We start from the raw sequence: 20,304 nt of genomic DNA, 5'->3' as shown, positions 1-20,304 counted from the left end.
CAAAAGGCGTGACAGGTTTGCGAATCCGTTGCTGCCACTTGTTAACCCTTTTGCCAGATTTGGTAACTATAATTTATGTTAGAGGCGAAGTCTTGGGTAAAAACTGGCCTAAAATTGCTGGGGATTTCAGGAAAGTAAACATCACCTTCCGGCTCGATGTCTATTGTAGATATATGTAGTGTATCTACTTGATCGATCAGGCTTTTGTATATCTCCCCACCACCTGAAACAATGACATGATCCGTTATTTTCTTTAGGTTGGTTAAAGCATCTTTAATTGATGGAAAGATCACTACGTTCTCATTGTCAGATGTAAAACTTGAACGTGTTACGACCGCATACTTTCGGTTGGGTAATGCTCCCATTGATTCAAAAGTCTTGCGTCCAACCAACAGCCATTGGTTATAGGTAATAGCTTTAAACAGGAGCTGTTCACCTTTGGCACTCCATGGAATATCAGGGCCATTCCCGATAACTCCATTCTTCGATATAGCTACCATTAGTGATAGTTTCACAATTCTTCCTCAGAGGTTAACGCCTGAAATAAGCCGTGCCGCGAAGCGGCATCGGCTTGATTGAATTGTTAGACGGCAAACTCGAGCCAATACTTGTGCAGGCCAACAATATTAGACGAGCACAGCATGGGCATTGCCGCTTTGATCTTCTCCAGTGACCAATTCCACCACTCCATCTCCAGAAGCAATGAAATTTCCTCATCGGTGAAGCGTTTCTTAATCTTCTTAGCGGGATTGCCGCCAACGATAGCGTAAGGCTCCACATCTTTTGTCACCAACGAGCGGCTGCCTATCACCGCACCGTGCCCGATCTTGATTCCGGGCATGACCATTGCCTCAGAGCCGATCCAAACGTCATTGCCAATGACAGTATTACCTGCTTTTTGGAAGGCATCGAGTGCGCTTGAGAATGCAGGTTCTTCCTGCATATAAAAGAACGGGAAAGATGATGCCCAGTCGTACCGATGCCCCTGATTGCCAGCCATGATAAAGGAAGCCCCACTCCCGATAGAGCAGAAACTACCGATGATCAACTTATCAACGTCATCACGGTCCGGAAACAGATACCGTGCGCAGTCATCGAATGAGTGCCCATGATAGTAGCCAGAGTAATAGCTGTACCGCCCAACTTTGATATTGGGGTTCTTCACTTGCTCAGAAAGCAGCTTGCCTTTGAAGGGGCTATCAAAGTAGTTGGTCATAAGAGATCCCGCGGTCTGTGACTTTGCCGTCTAACGTAGAAGTAACCGGCGCTGCGCGGCTTTATCGCGCTGCGTCCGAGTTGACTGCCGGGTTGGGCGGCAACGCTTCGATAGAGCGAAGGATTGCCCGCACTATTGCCTCCCTTTTGAAAAGGTCATCCATCCTGTTTGGCGTATCAATATTCAGTGCGAAGAATACGGGGCCAGTCGGCCACTCAACCCATCCTACCCACCAACCCATGCGGCCTTCCCAGCCCGTCTTTGCGCGCAGTATCCAGTTGCGACCGGCTTCCACAATCATGAGGTCCTTGACCAAGCGCTGATGTTCTACCCGAAAGGGCAACTCGTTATGATAGAGCTTCCTGAGAAATGCAATCTGTTCTTGTGCCGCGATAGCAAGATTGCCATCTATCCAGTAATCGCCATTACTTGTCGAAGGATCGGCGTTGCCATAGTCGATTTGCTTCAAATAGCGTCGAGCCTTGTCTTCACCGATCTCTTTTGCAAATAGCTCATAAATCCAGACAGTAGAATTCCGCATTGCTGATCGCAAGTCTTGGTCTTGGTTGTGAGCTGCAAAGCTTCTTTTGATGCCGTCCCATCGGAAAACTTGAAACTCATCACGTGCAGCGCCTGCGTCAAGTGCAAAAAGTGTATGTGGAATCTTGAATGTCGAGGCCGGCGAGTAGCGTTTCTCTGACCGCACCTGATCAAAAACCAATATGACACGATCTGTTTGGCGTTCGTCTGCCACAACTATCGTGCCTTTGGCTTGAAATTCGCTGAAAAACTTCCGCCAGTCAGAACGTTCGCGCATGCCTTCTTGTGCATGCGCGAACGTGCCAAAAACAAAAGTGGAGAAAAGTATTGCGAAGATTCGGATTGCCATTAAGTTTTCCTTGACGCCCAACACCTGAATTAAGCCGCGCCGCGAAGCGGCGTCGGCTTGAATGAGTTGTTAGGCAACACCGCGCTTTCTCTCGAAGGCTTGTCGTGTTTGAACCATGTAAACCGCCGGCCCGTCAGGCGTGGTGATGATCTTCTCCCGCACGAATCCTGCCTTCTCATAGCAGCGTATGGCTCGATGGTTGTTCGGAGTCGGGTCGGTCTGAATCTTCGTCACGGTGGGGTCCGAGAACAGTAGTTCAACGAGAGCGCGGACAAGCCTTGTTCCTAGGCCTTTGTTCAACTGTGTCGGGTCAGCCAGAGACTGGTCTATTCCTCGCACTCCTGGATCAGTTTCATCTTCCCACCAGCCATCACCGCTTCCGAGCGCGACGTACGACTGAGCATAGCCGATCGGTTCCTCGCCCAGCATTGCGATGTACGGTGTTACGGACTCTTCCGCCATCGCTCTGGGCAGGTAGTGTTCCAGCACTTCATCAAGAGTCGGTCGCTCTTCGTCACCACCCCACCACTCAACGATGTGCGGCCGGTTGAGCCAATCATGGAGCATCGGCAGGTCGCGCTCGGTCATGAGGCGAAGAGTTATGGGGGGGGTGCTCGCGGACATGAAATGGTCGCTCTGTGCTGCCTAACTTTGTTTTAGGGCGACTGCCCTGCTGCGTAACATCGTTGCTGCTCCATAACATCAAACATCGACCCACGGCGTAACGCGCTTGCTGCTTGGATGCCCGAGGCATAGACTGTACAAAAAAACAGTCATAACAAGCCATGAAAACCGCCACTGCGCCGTTACCACCGCTGCGTTCGGTCAAGGTTCTGGACCAGTTGCGTGAGCGCATACGCTACTTGCATTACAGTTTACGAACCGAACAGGCTTATGTCAACTGGGTTCGTGCCTTCATCCGTTTCCACGGTGTGCGTCACCCGGCAACCTTGGGCAGCAGCGAAGTCGAGGCATTTCTGTCCTGGCTGGCGAACGAGCGCAAGGTTTCGGTCTCCACGCATCGTCAGGCATTGGCGGCCTTGCTGTTCTTCTACGGCAAGGTGCTGTGCACGGATCTGCCCTGGCTTCAGGAGATCGGAAGACCTCGGCCGTCGCGGCGCTTGCCGGTGGTGCTGACCCCGGATGAAGTGGTTCGCATCCTCGGTTTTCTGGAAGGCGAGCATCGTTTGTTCGCCCAGCTTCTGTATGGAACGGGCATGCGGATCAGTGAGGGTTTGCAACTGCGGGTCAAGGATCTGGATTTCGATCACGGCACGATCATCGTGCGGGAGGGCAAGGGCTCCAAGGATCGGGCCTTGATGTTACCCGAGAGCTTGGCACCCAGCCTGCGCGAGCAGCTGTCGCGTGCACGGGCATGGTGGCTGAAGGACCAGGCCGAGGGCCGCAGCGGCGTTGCGCTTCCCGACGCCCTTGAGCGGAAGTATCCGCGCGCCGGGCATTCCTGGCCGTGGTTCTGGGTTTTTGCGCAGCACACGCATTCGACCGATCCACGGAGCGGTGTCGTGCGTCGCCATCACATGTATGACCAGACCTTTCAGCGCGCCTTCAAACGTGCCGTAGAACAAGCAGGCATCACGAAGCCCGCCACACCGCACACCCTCCGCCACTCGTTCGCGACGGCCTTGCTCCGCAGCGGTTACGACATTCGAACCGTGCAGGATCTGCTCGGCCATTCCGACGTCTCTACGACGATGATTTACACGCATGTGCTGAAAGTTGGCGGTGCCGGAGTGCGCTCACCGCTTGATGCGCTGCCGCCCCTCACTAGTGAGAGGTAGGGCAGCGCAAGTCAATCCTGGCGGATTCACTACCCCTGCGCGAAGGCCATCGGTGCCGCATCGAACGGCCGGTTGCGGAAAGTCCTCCCTGCGTCCGCTGATGGCCGGCAGCAGCCCGTCGTTGCCTGATGGATCCAACCCCTCCGCTGCTATAGTGCAGTCGGCTTCTGACGTTCAGTGCAGCCGTCTTCTGAAAACGACAGAGCTGGTGGAACGCATGCAAGCCCCCGCATGCATCTGCGACGCGGTCATTTACGACGCCTGAAAAGCAAAGTAGTTTGGGTACGACCTGTAATGGTCAATACAGGTTCGAACAATGGCGTAGTGCAGAAAGACTACGCGGTACAAGCGAAGGGTTGAGAAGTCAGTTTTTTGGCTCTAAAGGGAGTTAGCCATAAAAATGGTTCATTTAAGTAGCCAAGAACCGCCTGGCTCAATAGGATCGGGAAGCAGTATTTTTGGCTACCCTTCCCAAGGGTGGACAAGATGGGTATACCCAAAATGACCAGTCAAAAAGGTGACGGCGTGAATAGGCAGAGAAGTATTACGGTGTTTATGGCATTGCTCTGTTTTAGCGGTGGCGTTGCCAACGCAGTATCGGCCATCCATCTTTTTATGGCTCGCACGGACTTCCAACAATTTCTATGGCATGCAGCAACCGCAGTGCTAGCTTTTGGCTTTGCGATTGTTGCTCTGCTTACTAGGCGAAATATAAATAATGAGTCCAAGTGAACACCACCAGGCACCGGGCGCTGCCCTCAAGGTGGCACGCATCTACATGCGCGTGAGCACGGAGGACCAAGACCTAAACCGGCAGGATGCCATCGTAGAGAGCACGAAAGCAGCCGGCTTTTACATCGCCGGCATTTACCGCGAGAAAGCCAGCGGCGCACGGGCCGATCGCGCCGAGCTACTGCGCCTGATTGCCGACCTGCAACCAGGTGAAGTCGTGGTTGCGGAAAAGATCGACCGAATCAGCCGCTTGCCGCTAGTAGAGGCCGAACGCCTGGTAGCCTCGATCAGGGCCAAAGGCGCCAGGCTGGCAGTGCCTGGTGTTGTGGATTTGACGGAGCTGGCCGCCGAGGCGAAAGGCGTGGCCAAGGTTGTTTTGGAATCCGTCCAGGACATGCTTTTGAAGCTGGCGTTGCAGATTGCTCGCGACGACTATGAAGATCGGCGCGAGCGGCAGCGACAAGGCGTGGCGCTGGCCAAGGATGCTGGGCGCTATGCTGGCCGCAAAGCTGACACCCAAATGCACGATCGGATTATTGCGCTGCGGTCTGCAGGCCACAGTATTGCTGCTACGGCAAGATTGGCCGGATGCAGCGCAAGTCAGGTCAAGAGAGTTTGGGCGCTTCATCAACCATTGGCGCGGTCGGCCGGGTCGTAGTGTCCCATGCTCTAAAAACTTACTGAGATACAAGCAGAAATGACTTTTCAGTTTTATTCTGTAAAATCACTGTTTATTTATCCAGTAAGAATTATGAATACTCCACTTCCTGTGACGCAGCTTCCAGTTCAGGTCTGGGCAATTTCTGCGACTGTACAGTGTGGATTCCCAAGCCCTGCGGAAGACCATACCCAAAAACGGCTCGACCTCAATGAGTTGCTGATTCATCAGCCTGACGCGACATTTTTCATGCGCGTGCGTGGCCCATCCATGCGTGACGCCGGGATAGACGACGGGGACTACGTGGTAATCGATAGATCTCTGGAGGCAAAGCACGGCAATGTCGTCTTAGCCGTTATCGATGGTGAGTTCACGATCAAACGCTTGTTTCGTCGGGCTGGTCGGGTGAAGCTACAGGCAGCGAACCCGACATTTACCGATATCGAGTTCCGTGATGGGCAAGAGTTGATCGTTTGGGGGGTAGTGACATGGACGCTCAAAGGCCTGTTACCCGCATAGCACTCATCGATGGGAATTCGTTTTATTGCTCCTGCGAACGTGCGATGCGCCCAGCATATGAAGGGCGGCCGTTGGTTGTGCTTTCCAACAACGATGGCTGTGCTATCGCCAGGACGCAAGAGGCCAAAGACTTGGGTATCAAAATGGGTGCCCCTTGGTTCCAGATCAAGCACTTGGCCGATACTCATGGCCTGATCGCACTATCTGCGAATTTCAGCCTTTACGGCGACCTGAGTAGCAGGATGATGAATGTGATTGGCCAATTCTCACCACTCCAAGAAATTTACTCGATCGATGAGTCATTTCTTGATTTGACCGGGGTGCCCGGCACGGGGCGAGAGATTGGAAGCGAGATCCGCCAGCGCGTAAGGCAGTGGGTTGGGATTCCAACATGCGTGGGCATCGGGCCGACAAAGACGTTGGCCAAGCTGGCAAACCACTTGGCTAAAAAGATGCCGCGCTTACAGGGTGTGTGCGATTTGTCAGGGCTGGCCACGGCGGACTTGATGCGTGCAATCCGCCATGTGCCAATTGACGAGGTCTGGGGTGTGGGCAGGAAGCTGGCGCCCAAGCTGCAGGCTTTAAACATCAATACCGCTGCTGACCTGGCCCAAGCCGACTGGCGTGTAATGCGGGACCGATTCTCAATTGTTGTGGCCAAGACCGCCAGGGAGCTATTCGGAGAAAGCTGCCTCGAATGGGAAGAAGTGCCAGCAGACAAGCAGCAAATCATGTGTTCACGCTCGTTCGGCAAGCCTGTTCTTGATCTGCAGGATCTTGAACAGGCCATCAGCACGTTCACGAGTCGCGCCGCTGAGAAGCTGCGTGCCCAGGAGGGCGTGACAGCGTCAATTCTCGTGTTCATTCGCACTAGCTATTTTCGCAACGATCCCCAGTACTCCGGCGGCACAGTGGCACGCCTGTTGACGCCGACGGACAGCACGGCCAGCTTGGTACAAGCTGCGCTGCAGGGCCTGCATCAAATCTATCGTGAAGGTTTCAAATACGCAAAAGCGGGGGTTTGCCTGTTGGATCTCGCTACGCAGCAGCAAGCGGATGCGCAGCGCACCTTATTCTCTTCCGGTGCAGTGGTCGATACCTCCGACCGATCTGCGCTGATGGCTGTGCTGGATGGCATCAATCAACGGTACGGTCGCAGCACGATTTCAGCGGCTAGTTCGTTCGCACCAGTTGATGCTGTGTGGAAGATGAAGCAAGAACGCATGACACCGGCGTACACGACAGATTGGGGTCAGATAATTGACGTCTGGAAATAGCTGACAGGCTGGTGTTTGCGCTTCGATCACCACCTGCATTCTCCGGAGATTTATATCATCCGTCGCCAAAAAAAAAGCCCCTCATATTGAGGGGCAAAGTGAAAAGGAAAAGTATGCTATGCGTTGGCCAACAACTGCTTGGCCAACTGGACCTCAATGCTGTCACCGGCATCATTCAGAACATCCAAGCCACAATCAGGCATATCCCCTGACGTTGACTGCGTAACAGCGATCTTCTTGGCCATCAGCCTTAAACACTCCACCTGGCTGGAACCTGAGTAGCCCAAGAACACGACCTTGACTGGATGCTTCTGGCCAATCCGCCATGACCGTCTGGCCGCCTGCATTAACGTGTAGACGTTAAAGCCAGACTGCATGAACACAATCGTAGGAAACTCCAGCAGATCCAGGCCAGTCTTGACCAGCTCTGGATTGGTGACAAGGACGTCAATACCCCGCTCCACCTGGTCAGCAACCCAGTCTTCGCGTCGAGCTGCGTCAACAGAAGCACGCAACACAGCAACTTTGAAGCCGTTCATCTCAAGGTGGCTTTTGAGCCGAGCGGTGGTGTCACGTGTACCCGAGTAAATCGAGTACACCAGCACCTTTCTTCCTTTGGCCTTCTCCTGTTTGCACAGATCTAAGAGCTGTTGCTCTTTGGGGGTAAGCTCTGACTCCTGAAAAACAGGCCCTTGAGAAAACAAGACTGCCTTACTTCGAGGGTGCCGGACGGTTTCTGGGCGAAAGCAGCACTCTGGCCAAGCCAGTAGCGTATTCATCACAACCCCAAGCAAGCTATTGTCCTTTTGGGCCAACGCCTTCTTGAGCTCGTACACCAGGTGCTTTGCCATGCGCTGATAGGCCTCATCCTGCGCCTGGCTCATTGGTACGTTAATGAAGTGCTCGTCATAGTCAGGCAAGACGTTCTGGCCAATGTCGCGCAACTTCAGGAAAACAGTGATCGGCACTACATACCGCATAATGCCAACCGGACCAAAGCCAGGAGCTTTACTGGTCCGTACCGTCATCTGCTTACCTTTAGCGGTGCGATGCGATGGGCCAGTGCTTTCCTTGTACACGTCTTTGAGCACGCCATGCTCACGCATGAACGCCATAGCTGCGCTTCCCATTGACCCATTACGAGCAGGTTTGAAGCCATCTTGAATCATCTGTGTCGGATTTATTCTCCACAAAAGATGAAACAAGTCATCGGCATAGCCCCCCATCAGTGTCCCAGTGAGCAGCAGTGTTTTTTGGCATTGGCTGGCCAGCACGCCCATGGCCTGGCCCTGGGCTGAGCCCTCATTTTTGTATTCATGGCCTTCATCTACAACCAAAAGACCGAAATACCCACGAGGCAAGTAGCGTTTGATGAACTCAGTGGCTTGATAGCCCCCCTCCCCTATACTGAACTCAAAGGACGCGAAGGATCGCTCCATACGCATGGCCTGCCGATCGGAGAAAACAAGCTCGCCAGACTCATCCATGAGGTTGAGAAACTCATAGACGTTATCGTCGAGCATTCCCCCAAGCAGATCCTCTCCAAAAATCGAGAGCAATTTGCGAGCGGTTTTATCTCCGATCGTCGGCATTTGCTTCAAAGCACCCAACACCAGATCGTGCATGGAGTCGATACGCTTACCTGCACGAATCAACGTCCAAAGCGTGCTATCGCAGTGGCTGCATTTGCAGCGTCTATCAGCAAGCATGAGTGCGGCCGCCTCAACGGAGAGCGGCATCATTTCACCATCCGCATTCTCACGTTCGATGGGTTCCATGCAATCAGGGCAGCAAGCAAACCTAAACCGTTGACCATCTTGCAATACCTGGCGAGTCAAAAATGCCGGTTTCCAGTGAAACCCCATGCGCATACGCACACGCCCAAGCACAAAGAACTCTGGCTTACTGGTTTTCAAACCCAGGGCATTTCGTAGCGCCAACAGTTTGCGTAGCGTATCTGGCCCATTCAGAATCCAAACCTTAGCACCAGGGACGGTGGCCAGGATCTCACGTCGCCACTTATAGACCAGGTGAGGCGGCGAAACGATCAGGGTACGTGGATGCGTACTCTGCATTAAAGCCGCAACACAAATGGCCATCATGGTTTTGCCCGTGCCCATATCCGCATTGAGTACCGCTGCCGGTTCATTGTGATCCAACAACAGCTTCACAACGGCGTGTACAGCATGGGCCTGGGCCTCAAATGGCTGACGGGTCAGATTGTCCAGAACGTGTTGCCGCGCACGCCAAACGCGAGTTTGAGTGTCCAGGTCCGGATCGTAAATAGGCGGGTTCTGGCGACGGACTTGCTCCAACAAGCCCTCACCAAACTGATCAATAAAAATGGCCAGAGGCATATGCAGCTCATCGGCATTTTGCTCTGGGGTATCTAGCTGGGGATGTATAGCGCCCATATTGGCTCTCCACAAAAGGAATACGGGGAGCCAGCGGGGCTGCTCCCCGCATGGGTTAGAAAAAAATGTAGAAAAGGCTGGATCCGGAAATCAGCCAATCAGCTTAGAAAAACTACAACTGCAAACGTAGGCGCCCTACCCTGACCCCATCAGAGATGAAATCAAGAAAATGCTCACTTAGACTCACCCGAACTGCCTTGACAGGGCCAAGCGTGGGATACAGATCGCTGCCCATTATCTGCACAGCTTGCTTATCACGGCACCACGCCAAAACCTCTGCACGCCAATGGTCCAGAAGGGCCACCGGCGACAAGCTTTTAATCAGTTGCCAGGCACGATCATCGAGATCATTCTCCTGAGCCTCGTTAAGGCTGACCAAGTCGCTCACTGCTGAATAGTGAAGAACCCAACCGATTCGATTGGCACGGTCTGGCTCCTGTAGATTCTTGTCAAATACCCACAGTTGCCCCAAAGGACCAAACAGGTTTTGCTTAGGCAACCTGCCGGTGTGTTTGCCTAAGCGATCCACACCGCCAACCTCCACTAAGTGGCGTTGGCCATCATCGCCGCGCAAGTGAAAGCGTTGTATACCGCCTTCCTTATTGCCCAACTGCATCGCAGCCATGAATTGCATCAGCGATCCATCGCGTCCATACAGCGAAACGAACAAAAAGCGACCGTCCGACTCTCGGATGCAGGCATCTGCCCAGACCTCAGGAAACTCCTCTACTTGGTACATCACCGAGCTCCATAGTTATGCGACTGGCCCCTTCCTCGCACAAAGGAGGAAGGGGCCAGGCCGCGCCGTTTAGAGAGATGGTCAAGCCGAGCGCACGGCAAATGAGCCGTCAGCTTGATAGGTGATGTCTCGATTCCCCACGTTGTTCCAGGAGTCGCGTTGGACCTCAGTGAACATATTTGCTGGCACAGTGATTTTGAGCCGGTGCAACACCGCTTTAAAATGCTCCAGGCTCAAACCAAATGGGTTGGACTCATAAAGATTGCTATACAGATACTGATCATCGAACCCGGTCACATCCGGATCCACAAAATCCACCTGCTTTTCGATGACCAAAAAATAATGCCCCAAAGCCCTATCCCAACCTAACAGCACGGTAACGGGATGATCTTTATAGGTGGTTTCAAAGTAATGACGACTCATGACAAACTCCAGAAAATGAGTCGCAACGCCCCATAAGGGCCGCAGCGACCCCATGGGTACAGGTTAAAAACGCCCAAATGCGGGCTAAACAAACAAGAAATGACTCAAGTTACAGGTCGCCGTGCTCAGCGAACGAATAGCTAGTGGTATCGGCTGAAGGCCCGACGATCAAATGGTCCAGAACCCTTACATCGATCAGCTCCAATGCTTTTTTCAGCCGCTCAGTGACTTGGCGGTCTACCTGGCTAGGCTCTAACTTTCCGCTTGGATGGTTGTGAGCCAAAATGACCGCGCCAGCATTGCTCCTGAGCACCTCTTTAACGACCTCACGAGGATAGACAGCCGTTTGATTCAGGGTGCCTTGGAACAATTCCCGATACTGGATCAGGCGAAGCTGGTTGTCTAAAAAGAAGACAGCGAAAACCTCGTGTTCTAGGCCAGCCAAACGAGCAACGGCATAGCGTTCCGCAATGCTCGGCGTTGACATGGGAGTTCCCGAAGGCACTAAAGACACAATCGCCTCACGTGCGGCCTCCAATATCTGCTCTGGAGTCGCCAACACGTAGTGCCCATGCGCATCAGCAACATGCAGTTGCGCGGGTTCAGGCGCTGCCTGAGCGTATACAGGCGGCGCAATGGGTAAAATCGACGTATCAAAAGAAGACATGGGTATCTCCAAAAAGTGGAGACAGCCGGCCCCTTGAGGACGGATGTCCCCAAGGGATAAGACGGGCTGCTGACATGCCATGCATGACTGCAGCAGATAAGAAAAACTACCCAGGCAGTAAAAGACCACCTTGATGCGTTTACAGGGTTGAACGCATCTATAGAAACCCCTTTAGGTTTGATGAGAAGGTTTCCCCAAATGGTCTGGACCAGGCCCCTTGAGGAACCCTTCTAATGAAGGGTGAATAGCGCCACCTATTGGCACCGAGGGATAAAGCATCAGCTGATCTTTACTATCTGACCAAGCCGATGATCGGCAGTAAATTCAATGGCATTGATCGTAGGTACAAACTTATCCAGCATCGTGATGGTCTCTGAAACATTCCCCTTCTCATCCACCTCCAGGTTCTGGATGCGTTCTTTCTTCTTAAAGGTATCCCCCTTAATCAGAAAAACTCGCCCGTCTTTGGATTCAATGCAGCCAGTCACCTGTCCGGCTGCCAGCGCAAGCGCCAGGTGCCATTGAGTCATCGTACGAAGCGGCCTTCTGTGACTGGTCCGCACCTGAGAGAAATGAACATCAAAGCCTTGCCACAACAGACTCGCCTTCCATGTATTGAGCTCGTCTTTTAATTGAGCAGAATCGATTCGCACCGCATGAAAGTCAAGCTCCGCATCAGCTGCTGGCACCTGGTAGGGCTCATCATCCCAGACCTCTGGCAATACTTGATCTACGAACTCTCCGGCCTGAGCCTGCGCAAGCCAATCAAGAACGCTTTTACGTGGATGTGTGCTTCGGATTTTGGTCCCGAAGATCACACATTGTTTGAATTGCTGCTCGGGGGCCATAAAGAACCGTAAATTGTCGAAATTACGGGCCAAAAATGTCCGAATCTCAGCATCTAAGGCGTAATACGGAATGATGTAGATAAGCACCCCGCCCTCAACCAGGAATGATGCCGTTTTCTTTAAGAACGTGCGCTCCAGACGCTCGGCTTTGTCAGAATCAGCGTTGGCCAGGTTCGCCGCATCACTGATCCCAAACCCGTAAGGAGGATTCAGAAACAGTAGGCCAATACTGCGAGCCTTAACCACGACGTCATGAAGGTCCGCGTGAATAACCCGATCCAAGAGGGTTTTCGCGTGCCAGGCGCGTTCTTTATCAAACTCAACCCCCAGAGCTTCAATGCTTACTGAAGCGTCACCAGCGCGCTCCTGTAGGCCAAGACGGATGTCAGCCAGCGCCGCACCTTCCCCGCAACATGGATCAAGCAATCGCATGGGTCTTGATGCTGGCATGAGGAAGTGTTGAATCCGCTGCAAAGTCTCATCATCGGTCGGGTAGTATCCGGCTTTGACGAAGTTACGTGCCAAGCGAGTGAACAAAAGAGCCATGTCACGCCTCCTGAGCATCAATGAGCGAGATCTCACGGCCAAACACCAGGCCTGCTGTTTCAGGTGAAGGCTCGCCATTCTGAGAAACCCACCAACTGGGTGGTTGAAGGGGGTAAACAAGCAGCCCAAGGTACGGACCTTGTGAGGCAAAGCAAACGATTCTGCATTTACCAATATTGTTGAGCCTGACCATCACAGTTTCGCCAATGGCTGGAACAGGCTCTGGCCCGGTCCAGATCAGTCGATCATCGGTACGGTTTCTGTCAGTGGTGTAAAGCGGTAAGGTGAAATAGCGGACAACGATCATGTGGGCCTCCGAAAAATAAACGACGAGAGACCCAGACGGATCATCCCGCCGGGAAAGTGATAGAGATAATGCAAACCCATTCTGATGGGTTTGCATGGGTTAGAGGATCAGTACTCCGATGGCAATGTCAGCGTGGTGCAGGATCGATCCGATTCTGTAACGATCCAGATTTTGAGTTGGTCATTGACGCGATACGACGACATCAGTCGCCCTCCACACGCTAGGGACCGCTGGTTAAATCGCCAATCTTCGTGGCACAGATCCCCCCAATCACCAACAGCGTGACGAGCCAGGTACTCACAAGCGTTGATCGTGCCTTCTTGATCCAGCTTGGTAACACCTGGCGTAGCCACAACCACACCGAGTTCAAAGCGCGGCAGCACATTGGCAAGAGGCGAGAGATCGAAGGAATCTCTGCACACAGGTTGAGTCTGTTCAGTCATAGTCGGCCTCACTAAAAATGCGCAGGCCATACCCATGCGGGTCTGTGCCCGCAGGGGTGAAAATGGAAAGACAAAAGAAAAGCGAATGTCACCAGACCGATGAAAGACCTGGCATACATTCGCTAGTTAGGAGGAGCGCACTCCTCATCAAGGCACACCGAGGTGTGCGGAAACAATCGCGTGCTAAACGCTAGAGCATGAACATTTTCATGCCGCTTAGGATCAGACCGGCAAAACCAGCCAGCATCAAGCCAAGACGGATGGTCATATCCCGCTTGGTCACCTCAATGTCTTTTCTGGTCACTTCAATATCGTGCTTCAGTTCAGTGCGAAGCGCGGCAATGTCGTGTTCAACCTTGGCTGACCACTTCTCCAGCACTTGATCAAGTGTGAGTGCCATAGCACCCTCCATTGCGATGGCCACCTTTTCGGCAACCTCTTGCTTCATACCGGCATCGACCAGACCTTGCCGTAGCAGGAACAAGTCAGATGGACTCATTGGCATATAGTACCTCTTAAAAAATAAAGAGGGCTATTACCCTTGAGGGGCAAAGCCCTCAAGGGTGGATTAAATATTAAGCGGCTAACCGCAGTAGCACTTGCCATAGCGGCGCACCGAAATGCGCCTTTATGACGATGCCAATCAGGCTGGCACAAGCAACAAGTAGCAAGATAAAACAGACGAGGGTGATCATCTCCCGCCTTCTCACCTCAATGTCATGCGTCAACTTAATGCGAAACATAGCAATGTCGTGCTGCAGCTCAGTGCGAAGCATGGCAATGTCGTGTTTAACACTGTTTTCGGCAACCTCTTGCTTCATACCGGCATCGACCAGACCTTGCCGTAGCAGGAACAAGTCAGATGGCTGTAGTGACATACCGTACCTCTTTAAAAATAAAGAGGGCTATTACCCTTGAGGGTCAAAGCCCTCAAGGGTGGGTTAATACGTTAAGCGGCTACGACTGTAGCCCCGAATCGCAGCCAACGATGAGCTTGCAGACGTTGTTTGAGATCGCCAGGTAGACGTTGAGCCAGATCCTGCCGAACGGAGCAACCTTGAACGAGGCGTACGAAGGAGCACACCTGTGCAGGTGCAAGCTCATGTCGAACCGCCAGGAACTGTTCAAAACCTTCATCACTCGCCTGAGAGAGCCAGTCATTGAAGATCGAGTGCAGATTCTTACGCTGAGCCACGGTGATAGGAAAAAAATGCAGTTGAGCCATGATCGTCCTCTAAGAAAAGGGGACGACCAAGCCCCCAGGGACACGGTGTCCCCATGGGGTGAATAAGAAGCGCAGGAGAACCCCGCGTGCATCGGTTAAAAGCAAATACCCAGGTAGCCAAAGCCACCTTGGTGCGTTTCCAGGGTTGAACGCACCTGTTTGAAACCATCGTTGGTTTGCTTAGATGATTTCCCTTGAAGGCCGGGCATGATTAACCTGGCTCGCAAGGGAACCCATCTAGGTTCCGGGCTTAAATAACAAATTAAAATTCATACCCCCTCACTCCCCTTGGCGAATCCAAGGTGTGCGTCACCGAAATGGAGGTCCTGGTGACAAAAGAAACGGCGCGCAAGGTACGTGGCTGGTTTTGCTATCACCAGCTCCGGCTTAGCGCAAAAGCTGCGGACGCATAAGGACGCCGCCTCCCAGATTCAACGATGCACCAATGCACTGTGCGGTCTGGCTCATGGTCTCGATAGCATCAAGAACATAAGTCAAACCGCCACCTTTGGGCGGTTTAGAAATGAGGGTTTACTGGGCAAACCAGATTTGTTGTTTCGCATCGAAACGGTAGCCATGACGTTGGCCAAGTTCAGCTGCTTGCCGTCGTAGCAGCGCACGTTCTACAGTCGCATCAAGTTTGATGGGATCTCGGTTGACAATGGCTCGGAGCATCTCCGCGTCAAGCAACCCATCGTGCCCTCCCTGCGTTGACTCTTGTGGTCCAGAACCCGAAGACCCTGACTGGGGCTTCCCACCCTTGTTAAAGTGGCTAAAGTCTTTTGCGGTAGATGGAGGGGGAACTGGCTTTTTAGGTGGTGCAACCCGTACAGGTCTTTGCTCGTCAATGGGGTCAGGCTCAGCTTGCTCATGAGCAGTCGATAATTCGGCCTGGCTCTCAACTTGTAAATCGTGCAAACGAGCACGAATTTCTGTCACACCTTTGCCAAACGCGATGTATTGCGACAGATAGATTTCACTAATCCACACAGTTGCCTGGTACTCACCTTCCTCAAACTGATCCAGGAGGGGGTCTTTGACCTTGAACTCACCATAAGCAGTTGAGAGGTCTGCAACGCAGAACGCACCATTTCGACTTTGTCGAATCCGTTTTACGCGCAGCTGCGCTCCATCTATACGGATCATCGTGATCTCCTTCATAAAGACAGGGAGACCAAATCCAGCCGGAAGAGATCTCCCGGTGGGGTGTGAAATGAAAGTACCCGTGCAGCATACGCCGGACGGGTACAGGGGGGCTTAAATGGTGGCTATCCAACTTGCGATCGGATAGTAATTTAGAGCACGTGAGGTTCCTGTTTGAACGTGCAATTCAACGGACGTACTCGTGTGATATGTACCCCAACTCTATACAGAGCGTTCACGTTTCAGGGGTTGACGTGTCGTGCCCGAAGGCGACCAGGTTATTCAAGTGACACCTGAAAACACTCGCAAAACCGAAGAAGTTTAGTCGCTAATCATCACGACTTCAAGAAAAAAGCCAACTGAAATTAGTTGTCTGTTTTTACCATAGGCTCACTTAAACAATCCAGGATATGTAAACACTCAGCAACACTACATGTTTCCAGATCCAGACGGATAATCCCAGCTCGTTGCCCTGCCTTTACGATTGCTCTCATCAGGTTCTCGCGATCAAAGCAAGCAGACTGAGAGAACTGTCGATTATTTTGTGTCATAGCAGCTCCGAAGAAAAAACCCTCGCACCGTCCAAATGGGAACAGTGACGAGGGTTTTGATGAGGCGTAGGTTAAGCAACGCTCTGATAAGCATAGTTTGCAGCGTATTGAAGCGCACTACTTGCTCCATATCCTGCTTGATATGCCGCAGCGCCTTGGTTCACCGGCACCGGAGTGCTGTTGCTGTTGAACTTTGGCGTTGCTGGACCTTGAGCGTTTTCCTGTGGTGCTTTATTTTCAGACTGCACTTGCTCAGGCACATCCTGAGAAGATTCATCATCGGTCGAGGGGTTCTGCAGAGGAGCCTCCTCTTGAAAAGGAGTGTCATCCACGCTGGACTCTTCTTGCGATTCACGTCGGAAAATATTAACGCCATCAACAGTGACACTGTTGATCAACAACAGACGTCCCTTGATCAGTGCGGCAGGCTCTTGCTCGCCAGTAGTGCGCCCATTCTCATCTCGAAGGTTGCGCATGTAGGAATGGGCGTAAATATCACCCACACGGAACGAGACGAAAACCTTGCGTTTAGCCTCGACATCACCCTTGAGTTTTTCCACCATTTCGATGGCTTCACTCCCCGAGACCCGGAGGTCAAAGTAGGTGTAGTCAGGTTCGTCCGTCTTTCCACGCATGGCAGAAATCGAGCAAGAAAGAAAAGGCTTTGCTTTGCGGCCAGAACCCTTGGTTTCAACCCAGCGAATACGGTTCAGATAACCGACACCGTTAACGTGAAGATTGAAGTGGTTAGAAGTTTGAGTGGAAGCGTTAGTCATAATAGTGAACTCCAGAAAAATGGACTGGAGGAACACGCACCCACCCAAGAGCCGAATGGCCTGGACAGGGAAAGCGGGTTCCCTGTCCGGGTAGCAAAGAAGAAGATGTACTCTGGTACTGTCTTAGAGGATCAGTACGTGCGTCTTTCAAGAGTTGAGACGCCGCTGTGGGGTGCCTTATGGCGATTCACGACAGTAAATTATCAGCGATTAATGTCGAAGTCAATTCTACGTTTCAACCATTTAATGACCGGAATAATAAAAATGGCCCACCCCACGGAAAGGGTGAGCCAAAAAACAAAGGATGCCTCAGAACTGCTTAGGCAGCCCTGCCTGTTTCAGCACACCATTGGCAGTGTGTCGAGACAATATCTTAGAGTCCACTGGAAAGTGGGTTTCAGTAAGAGGCGAATACCAGATAACATGGTCGCCCTTCCCTTTGCGTACTTCGACGCAGCCTGCTTGTATGAGAATTTTTATCAGCTGCGGCGTATAGCTCGCACCCATCTCAAGCTTGGCTACGTTGGAGGGGTGCAACACGCCTAGCAATGAGTTCAAAACTCTCACCAGTGGCATCCTTATGAACACCATTGGCGTCCAAAAGCTCCGGCACCATTACGTCCAACTTTTGTGTCAGTTGTTCCATCGTAGGTGCCTCGGTGATTAAGCCAGGTACGTCCTGAGACGTTGCGACCCAAACACCAGCCTCGGCATCCCAGTCCGCATAAACCAGGTGAAGTTTGGCCATCAGAATGTCCCCTGGAGAGGATGTAATTAAAAGCATATTCGCTCCTAAAAAAAAAGGAGCAGCAGCCCTTGCGGGTTGCTGCCCGCAAGGGTGTAAAAAGCCCAGGCAATGCCTCGATGCACTTTCAGGGTTGAGCACATCTGAACCGCTTTCAATCGGTAAACGGTACAGAATCAACCTACTCGATTTAATCGCAGCAGTCAAACTGGCTTTAACCAGATTTCAAGCGTGAGCAAGCGCGGCGGACTCCCCTTGCATCCATCGTTGCAATGCTGCATTCGTGATCGCAGCGGCTTCATTTGCTTGTGTCATTGTCACAGCCTCTACGACATCAATTTCTGTCTCACGCTTGCCCTCCAGGATCTTCCACACAGCCTCATCGATCGTGTCGGGTATGAGCGGCACGATAACCATCACATCGCGCTGCTGGCCCAGCCGGTACGCCCTATCCTCGGCTTGGCGCATGAGCGCGGGGGTCCAGGGCATCGATGCAAAGGCCACGTAGTTAGCAGCGGTTAGAGTAATACCGACACCAGCTGCCATCGTAGTGCCGATAAACACCCGGACCTCGGGGTCATCCTGGAATGTGTCGATGGCCTTTTGCCGCTTGATAGCAGAGTCAGCTCCGACCAGACGCACAGCCTTAATACCAGCGGCCGTAAAGGCATCATGCATGGCATTGACCGTGCTCATGTACTCGCAAAAGATGATGATCTTGTCTTCGGCCTGTAGGCTCTCAACCGTTTCTATCAGGAACGGTGTTTTAAGCGTTTCAAGACACTGGCGCAGCTTAGTGATCTTAGGCATGGCCATAAGGCTCATGTCATCGTAAATCTCTTTGTAGGCAGCCAAGCCTTCGCTAGGTGAGATATAGCGCACCGAGTGCGTTTTGGCGCCAAGGTCGAGCACGTCCTTTCGCCTGCGCAGCATCCAACCGCCCAAGGCACGGGCTAATGCAGCTCGACGATCACGGGATCCAGTGAATTCTTTGCGGAACTCCTTCAGCTCCATATGGCCAAGTGAGTGGCCCGTCAAACGCAAAAGCGTGTGCAACTCAATTTCACGATTCAGAAGCGGTGTACCGGTCACCACATAGCGCTTCGGAATACGCGTGGCCATCACAAAGGCATTGCGTGTACGCCCAGATTTATGCTCCTTCAGGTAATGCGCTTCATCAATAGCCATGGCCCCGAACGCCAACCCGACTTCTCGTACCAGGCCACCCAATCGTTCGTAGTTCGCAATGACCCACTGACAGCCGTATAACGTCGAGATTCGATCATCCCCTGCAAAGCCGACAATAGCATCGGGGTACACGGCATGGATCTCACGCTCCCAGTTGATACGCAGAGAGGCGGGACAGACAATAAGCACTCTTCCCTGCCCTGCTGCCAGGCGAGCACCCACAACTGTCTGGCGTGTCTTGCCCAGACCCATATCGTCGCCTAAGCATGCTCCTGTCTGCCCAGCAAGGTGACGTACCCCTTCGATCTGATAGTCTCGTAAGCCCGCGCCCACAGCAGCAGCGGCCAGCACAGCCTCATCGATGTCAACTGAACTACTTTGTTCCAGGTCAGCAGACAAAAAACCCGCGCCGTCTACATCTTGACCAGGACTGCCATCTCCTCGCTCAGGTGTTGCAGCAGGAACCTGAATGGGAGATTCGTCAGCATTCGGTGATACCAGCTCTTCGAGTACGACGGGCTGCTCATGCACGAACGAAAATTCAGGGGCCACGCCTGCCAGGTCACGGAGCATCTTCTGGATGTGAGCTACGTCACCACGTACTTGCCACGCTGCAGCGGGTTTATGAAATCTCCCCTGTAGCGCACGCATGGCACGCACGCACAGCCCATCGTACGAAAAGCTGACGGCATGTTGGCCATGGTTGAGGTCGCCTCTGGCCAGCTCAAAAATTTGGACGTCGAGCAGTTGGGTAAAGTAATCAGGCTCGGGTGCCCTTATAGCTGCTTTTAATAGCGCAGCAACCCCGTCAAACTCAACATGCTCACGCAGATAGAGCGCTTCTAACCAAGCCAGGGCATGGTCCGCGTTAGCCTGCTCCAATACCCACATTCGCCGTCCTGGACACCACCATGCTCCAGCTTTGGACAACCGGGCAGCCATTCCTGAAATATTGAACAGCTGTAGCCCAAGCCTACGACCGTCAAAAACGGCTTGAATCAGTAACTCAGGGGCCTTGAGGGAGATTGGCGCAATACTCAATGGCAGCACCTAAAACGCCGAAAACGAAGCAACAGCCATAGCAATCAAACCGAGGGCTGAAGTAACACCACCAATACTGAAAGAGAAGAGCCCTAAATCACTGCCATGCATGCTTAGCCCATAGATTAGGGCAAGAGCACCTATTGAAAAAACAATCG

General features: G+C 52.6%; 23 protein-coding genes. 4 read left to right on the top strand and 19 right to left on the bottom strand.

The features are described from left to right. Nucleotides 1-41: 41 nt before the first annotated feature. The 4 genes from dfrA1 to V6936_RS04740 form a co-directional block, all read right to left on the bottom strand. Complete coding sequence (gene dfrA1, locus V6936_RS04755) at nt 42-515, bottom strand: trimethoprim-resistant dihydrofolate reductase DfrA1 (protein ID WP_000777555.1); 474 nt, start codon at nt 513-515, stop codon at nt 42-44. Between the two features lie 68 nt (nt 516-583). Further along, nucleotides 584-1,216: a type B-3 chloramphenicol O-acetyltransferase CatB3 gene (locus tag V6936_RS04750; RefSeq protein WP_000186237.1), complete on the bottom strand. Its 633-nt coding sequence runs from the start codon at nt 1,214-1,216 to the stop codon at nt 584-586. Between the two features lie 61 nt (nt 1,217-1,277). Then, on the bottom strand, nt 1,278-2,105 hold the full coding sequence (locus V6936_RS04745; protein ID WP_014386432.1) for an OXA-2 family oxacillin-hydrolyzing class D beta-lactamase OXA-21: 828 nt from the start codon (nt 2,103-2,105) through the stop codon (nt 1,278-1,280). Between the two features lie 69 nt (nt 2,106-2,174). Next, the gene (locus V6936_RS04740) at nt 2,175-2,729 is read right to left on the bottom strand and encodes an aminoglycoside N-acetyltransferase AAC(6')-IIa (RefSeq protein ID WP_023622803.1); all 555 of its coding nucleotides are present in this window, start codon (nt 2,727-2,729) and stop codon (nt 2,175-2,177) included. A 161-nt stretch (nt 2,730-2,890) separates the two neighbouring features. Here V6936_RS04740 and intI1 point away from each other — a divergent pair, with 161 nt between their 5' ends. From intI1 to V6936_RS04720, 4 genes are all read left to right on the top strand, one after another. Then, on the top strand, nt 2,891-3,904 hold the full coding sequence (gene intI1 / locus V6936_RS04735; RefSeq protein WP_000845054.1) for a class 1 integron integrase IntI1: 1,014 nt from the start codon (nt 2,891-2,893) through the stop codon (nt 3,902-3,904). A gap of 718 nt (nt 3,905-4,622) precedes the next feature. Next, nucleotides 4,623-5,294 carry a recombinase family protein gene (locus tag V6936_RS04730; RefSeq protein ID WP_207307420.1) on the top strand — a complete coding sequence of 224 codons (672 nt, stop codon included), beginning with the start codon at nt 4,623-4,625 and terminating at the stop codon, nt 5,292-5,294. Nucleotides 5,295-5,333: 39 nt separating this feature from the next. Further along, nucleotides 5,334-5,813, top strand: coding sequence for a LexA family protein (locus V6936_RS04725; protein ID WP_329956466.1), 480 nt, complete (start codon nt 5,334-5,336; stop codon nt 5,811-5,813). Continuing rightward, entirely contained in the window at nt 5,783-7,090 is a 1,308-nt protein-coding gene (locus V6936_RS04720) for a Y-family DNA polymerase (protein WP_131071814.1), read from the top strand. The genes V6936_RS04725 and V6936_RS04720 overlap by 31 nt, the downstream gene beginning before the upstream one ends. 116 nt (nt 7,091-7,206) lie before the next feature. Here V6936_RS04720 and V6936_RS04715 read toward each other — a convergent pair whose 3' ends face one another. The 15 genes from V6936_RS04715 to V6936_RS04650 all read right to left on the bottom strand — a co-directional run bounded on the left by V6936_RS04715 (nt 7,207) and on the right by V6936_RS04650 (nt 19,996). Continuing rightward, the gene (locus V6936_RS04715) at nt 7,207-9,504 is read right to left on the bottom strand and encodes a DEAD/DEAH box helicase (RefSeq protein ID WP_131071815.1); all 2,298 of its coding nucleotides are present in this window, start codon (nt 9,502-9,504) and stop codon (nt 7,207-7,209) included. A 112-nt stretch (nt 9,505-9,616) separates the two neighbouring features. Continuing rightward, nucleotides 9,617-10,243: a hypothetical protein gene (locus V6936_RS04710; RefSeq protein ID WP_131070567.1), complete on the bottom strand. Its 627-nt coding sequence runs from the start codon at nt 10,241-10,243 to the stop codon at nt 9,617-9,619. 81 nt (nt 10,244-10,324) lie between these two features. Continuing rightward, nucleotides 10,325-10,666, bottom strand: coding sequence for a hypothetical protein (locus V6936_RS04705; RefSeq protein WP_131070568.1), 342 nt, complete (start codon nt 10,664-10,666; stop codon nt 10,325-10,327). Nucleotides 10,667-10,775: 109 nt separating this feature from the next. Further along, nucleotides 10,776-11,333, bottom strand: coding sequence for a RadC family protein (gene radC / locus V6936_RS04700; protein ID WP_131070569.1), 558 nt, complete (start codon nt 11,331-11,333; stop codon nt 10,776-10,778). A gap of 278 nt (nt 11,334-11,611) precedes the next feature. Further along, nucleotides 11,612-12,727, bottom strand: a complete 1,116-nt coding sequence (locus tag V6936_RS04695; RefSeq protein WP_230406156.1) for a DUF6094 domain-containing protein — start codon at nt 12,725-12,727, stop codon at nt 11,612-11,614. A 1-nt stretch (nt 12,728) separates the two neighbouring features. Next, complete coding sequence (locus V6936_RS04690) at nt 12,729-13,034, bottom strand: hypothetical protein (protein ID WP_131071817.1); 306 nt, start codon at nt 13,032-13,034, stop codon at nt 12,729-12,731. A gap of 107 nt (nt 13,035-13,141) precedes the next feature. Further along, on the bottom strand, nt 13,142-13,477 hold the full coding sequence (locus V6936_RS04685; RefSeq protein WP_131070570.1) for a hypothetical protein: 336 nt from the start codon (nt 13,475-13,477) through the stop codon (nt 13,142-13,144). Between the two features lie 190 nt (nt 13,478-13,667). Continuing rightward, a complete protein-coding gene (locus V6936_RS04680; RefSeq protein ID WP_021446568.1) occupies nt 13,668-13,976 on the bottom strand; it encodes a hypothetical protein in 309 nt (102 codons plus the stop codon). Nucleotides 13,977-14,052: 76 nt separating this feature from the next. Then, nucleotides 14,053-14,355, bottom strand: coding sequence for a hypothetical protein (locus V6936_RS04675; RefSeq protein WP_131070571.1), 303 nt, complete (start codon nt 14,353-14,355; stop codon nt 14,053-14,055). A 71-nt stretch (nt 14,356-14,426) separates the two neighbouring features. Beyond that, complete coding sequence (locus tag V6936_RS04670; RefSeq protein WP_086060033.1) at nt 14,427-14,702, bottom strand: hypothetical protein; 276 nt, start codon at nt 14,700-14,702, stop codon at nt 14,427-14,429. A gap of 531 nt (nt 14,703-15,233) precedes the next feature. Beyond that, nucleotides 15,234-15,848: a DUF3275 family protein gene (locus tag V6936_RS04665; RefSeq protein WP_026484859.1), complete on the bottom strand. Its 615-nt coding sequence runs from the start codon at nt 15,846-15,848 to the stop codon at nt 15,234-15,236. 619 nt (nt 15,849-16,467) lie between these two features. Continuing rightward, complete coding sequence (locus V6936_RS04660) at nt 16,468-17,172, bottom strand: DUF3577 domain-containing protein (RefSeq protein WP_131071818.1); 705 nt, start codon at nt 17,170-17,172, stop codon at nt 16,468-16,470. A gap of 309 nt (nt 17,173-17,481) precedes the next feature. After that, nucleotides 17,482-17,679: a type II toxin-antitoxin system HicA family toxin gene (locus V6936_RS17355; RefSeq protein WP_026484861.1), complete on the bottom strand. Its 198-nt coding sequence runs from the start codon at nt 17,677-17,679 to the stop codon at nt 17,482-17,484. A gap of 1 nt (nt 17,680) precedes the next feature. Further along, nucleotides 17,681-18,124, bottom strand: coding sequence for a DUF1902 domain-containing protein (locus V6936_RS04655; protein WP_219234834.1), 444 nt, complete (start codon nt 18,122-18,124; stop codon nt 17,681-17,683). Nucleotides 18,125-18,142: 18 nt separating this feature from the next. Then, entirely contained in the window at nt 18,143-19,996 is a 1,854-nt protein-coding gene (locus tag V6936_RS04650) for a DEAD/DEAH box helicase (RefSeq protein ID WP_230406157.1), read from the bottom strand. Between the last annotated feature and the right edge of the window lie 308 nt (nt 19,997-20,304).

The sequence above is a fragment of the Alcaligenes sp. CHO6 genome (genome assembly GCF_037120595.1).
GTDB classification, from domain to species: Bacteria; Pseudomonadota; Gammaproteobacteria; order Burkholderiales; family Burkholderiaceae_B; genus Alcaligenes; species Alcaligenes ammonioxydans.
The sequence above is the reverse complement of the archived record's forward strand: the minus strand, read 5'-3'. Positions and strand labels throughout refer to the sequence as shown.

Excerpts from the sequence above, each read along its gene's own strand:
- V6936_RS04685 (WP_131070570.1), bottom strand. The coding sequence starts at position 13,477 with ATGACTGAACAGACTCAACCTGTGTGCAGAGATTCCTTCGATCTCTCG.
- V6936_RS04670 (WP_086060033.1), bottom strand. The coding sequence starts at position 14,702 with ATGGCTCAACTGCATTTTTTTCCTATCACCGTGGCTCAGCGTAAGAAT.
- V6936_RS04675 (WP_131070571.1), bottom strand. The coding sequence starts at position 14,355 with ATGTCACTACAGCCATCTGACTTGTTCCTGCTACGGCAAGGTCTGGTC.
- V6936_RS04725 (WP_329956466.1), top strand. The coding sequence starts at position 5,334 with ATGACTTTTCAGTTTTATTCTGTAAAATCACTGTTTATTTATCCAGTA.
- V6936_RS04705 (WP_131070568.1), bottom strand. The coding sequence starts at position 10,666 with ATGAGTCGTCATTACTTTGAAACCACCTATAAAGATCATCCCGTTACC.
- V6936_RS04650 (WP_230406157.1), bottom strand. The coding sequence starts at position 19,996 with ATGTGGGTATTGGAGCAGGCTAACGCGGACCATGCCCTGGCTTGGTTA.
- V6936_RS17355 (WP_026484861.1), bottom strand. The coding sequence starts at position 17,679 with ATGGGTGCGAGCTATACGCCGCAGCTGATAAAAATTCTCATACAAGCA.
- radC (WP_131070569.1), bottom strand. The coding sequence starts at position 11,333 with ATGTCTTCTTTTGATACGTCGATTTTACCCATTGCGCCGCCTGTATAC.
- intI1 (WP_000845054.1), top strand. The coding sequence starts at position 2,891 with ATGAAAACCGCCACTGCGCCGTTACCACCGCTGCGTTCGGTCAAGGTT.
- V6936_RS04745 (WP_014386432.1), bottom strand. The coding sequence starts at position 2,105 with ATGGCAATCCGAATCTTCGCAATACTTTTCTCCACTTTTGTTTTTGGC.
- V6936_RS04710 (WP_131070567.1), bottom strand. The coding sequence starts at position 10,243 with ATGTACCAAGTAGAGGAGTTTCCTGAGGTCTGGGCAGATGCCTGCATC.
- V6936_RS04690 (WP_131071817.1), bottom strand. The coding sequence starts at position 13,034 with ATGATCGTTGTCCGCTATTTCACCTTACCGCTTTACACCACTGACAGA.
- V6936_RS04695 (WP_230406156.1), bottom strand. The coding sequence starts at position 12,727 with ATGGCTCTTTTGTTCACTCGCTTGGCACGTAACTTCGTCAAAGCCGGA.
- V6936_RS04665 (WP_026484859.1), bottom strand. The coding sequence starts at position 15,848 with ATGATCCGTATAGATGGAGCGCAGCTGCGCGTAAAACGGATTCGACAA.
- V6936_RS04680 (WP_021446568.1), bottom strand. The coding sequence starts at position 13,976 with ATGAGTCCATCTGACTTGTTCCTGCTACGGCAAGGTCTGGTCGATGCC.
- V6936_RS04720 (WP_131071814.1), top strand. The coding sequence starts at position 5,783 with ATGGACGCTCAAAGGCCTGTTACCCGCATAGCACTCATCGATGGGAAT.
- V6936_RS04740 (WP_023622803.1), bottom strand. The coding sequence starts at position 2,729 with ATGTCCGCGAGCACCCCCCCCATAACTCTTCGCCTCATGACCGAGCGC.
- V6936_RS04730 (WP_207307420.1), top strand. The coding sequence starts at position 4,623 with ATGAGTCCAAGTGAACACCACCAGGCACCGGGCGCTGCCCTCAAGGTG.
- V6936_RS04715 (WP_131071815.1), bottom strand. The coding sequence starts at position 9,504 with ATGGGCGCTATACATCCCCAGCTAGATACCCCAGAGCAAAATGCCGAT.
- V6936_RS04750 (WP_000186237.1), bottom strand. The coding sequence starts at position 1,216 with ATGACCAACTACTTTGATAGCCCCTTCAAAGGCAAGCTGCTTTCTGAG.
- V6936_RS04660 (WP_131071818.1), bottom strand. The coding sequence starts at position 17,172 with ATGACTAACGCTTCCACTCAAACTTCTAACCACTTCAATCTTCACGTT.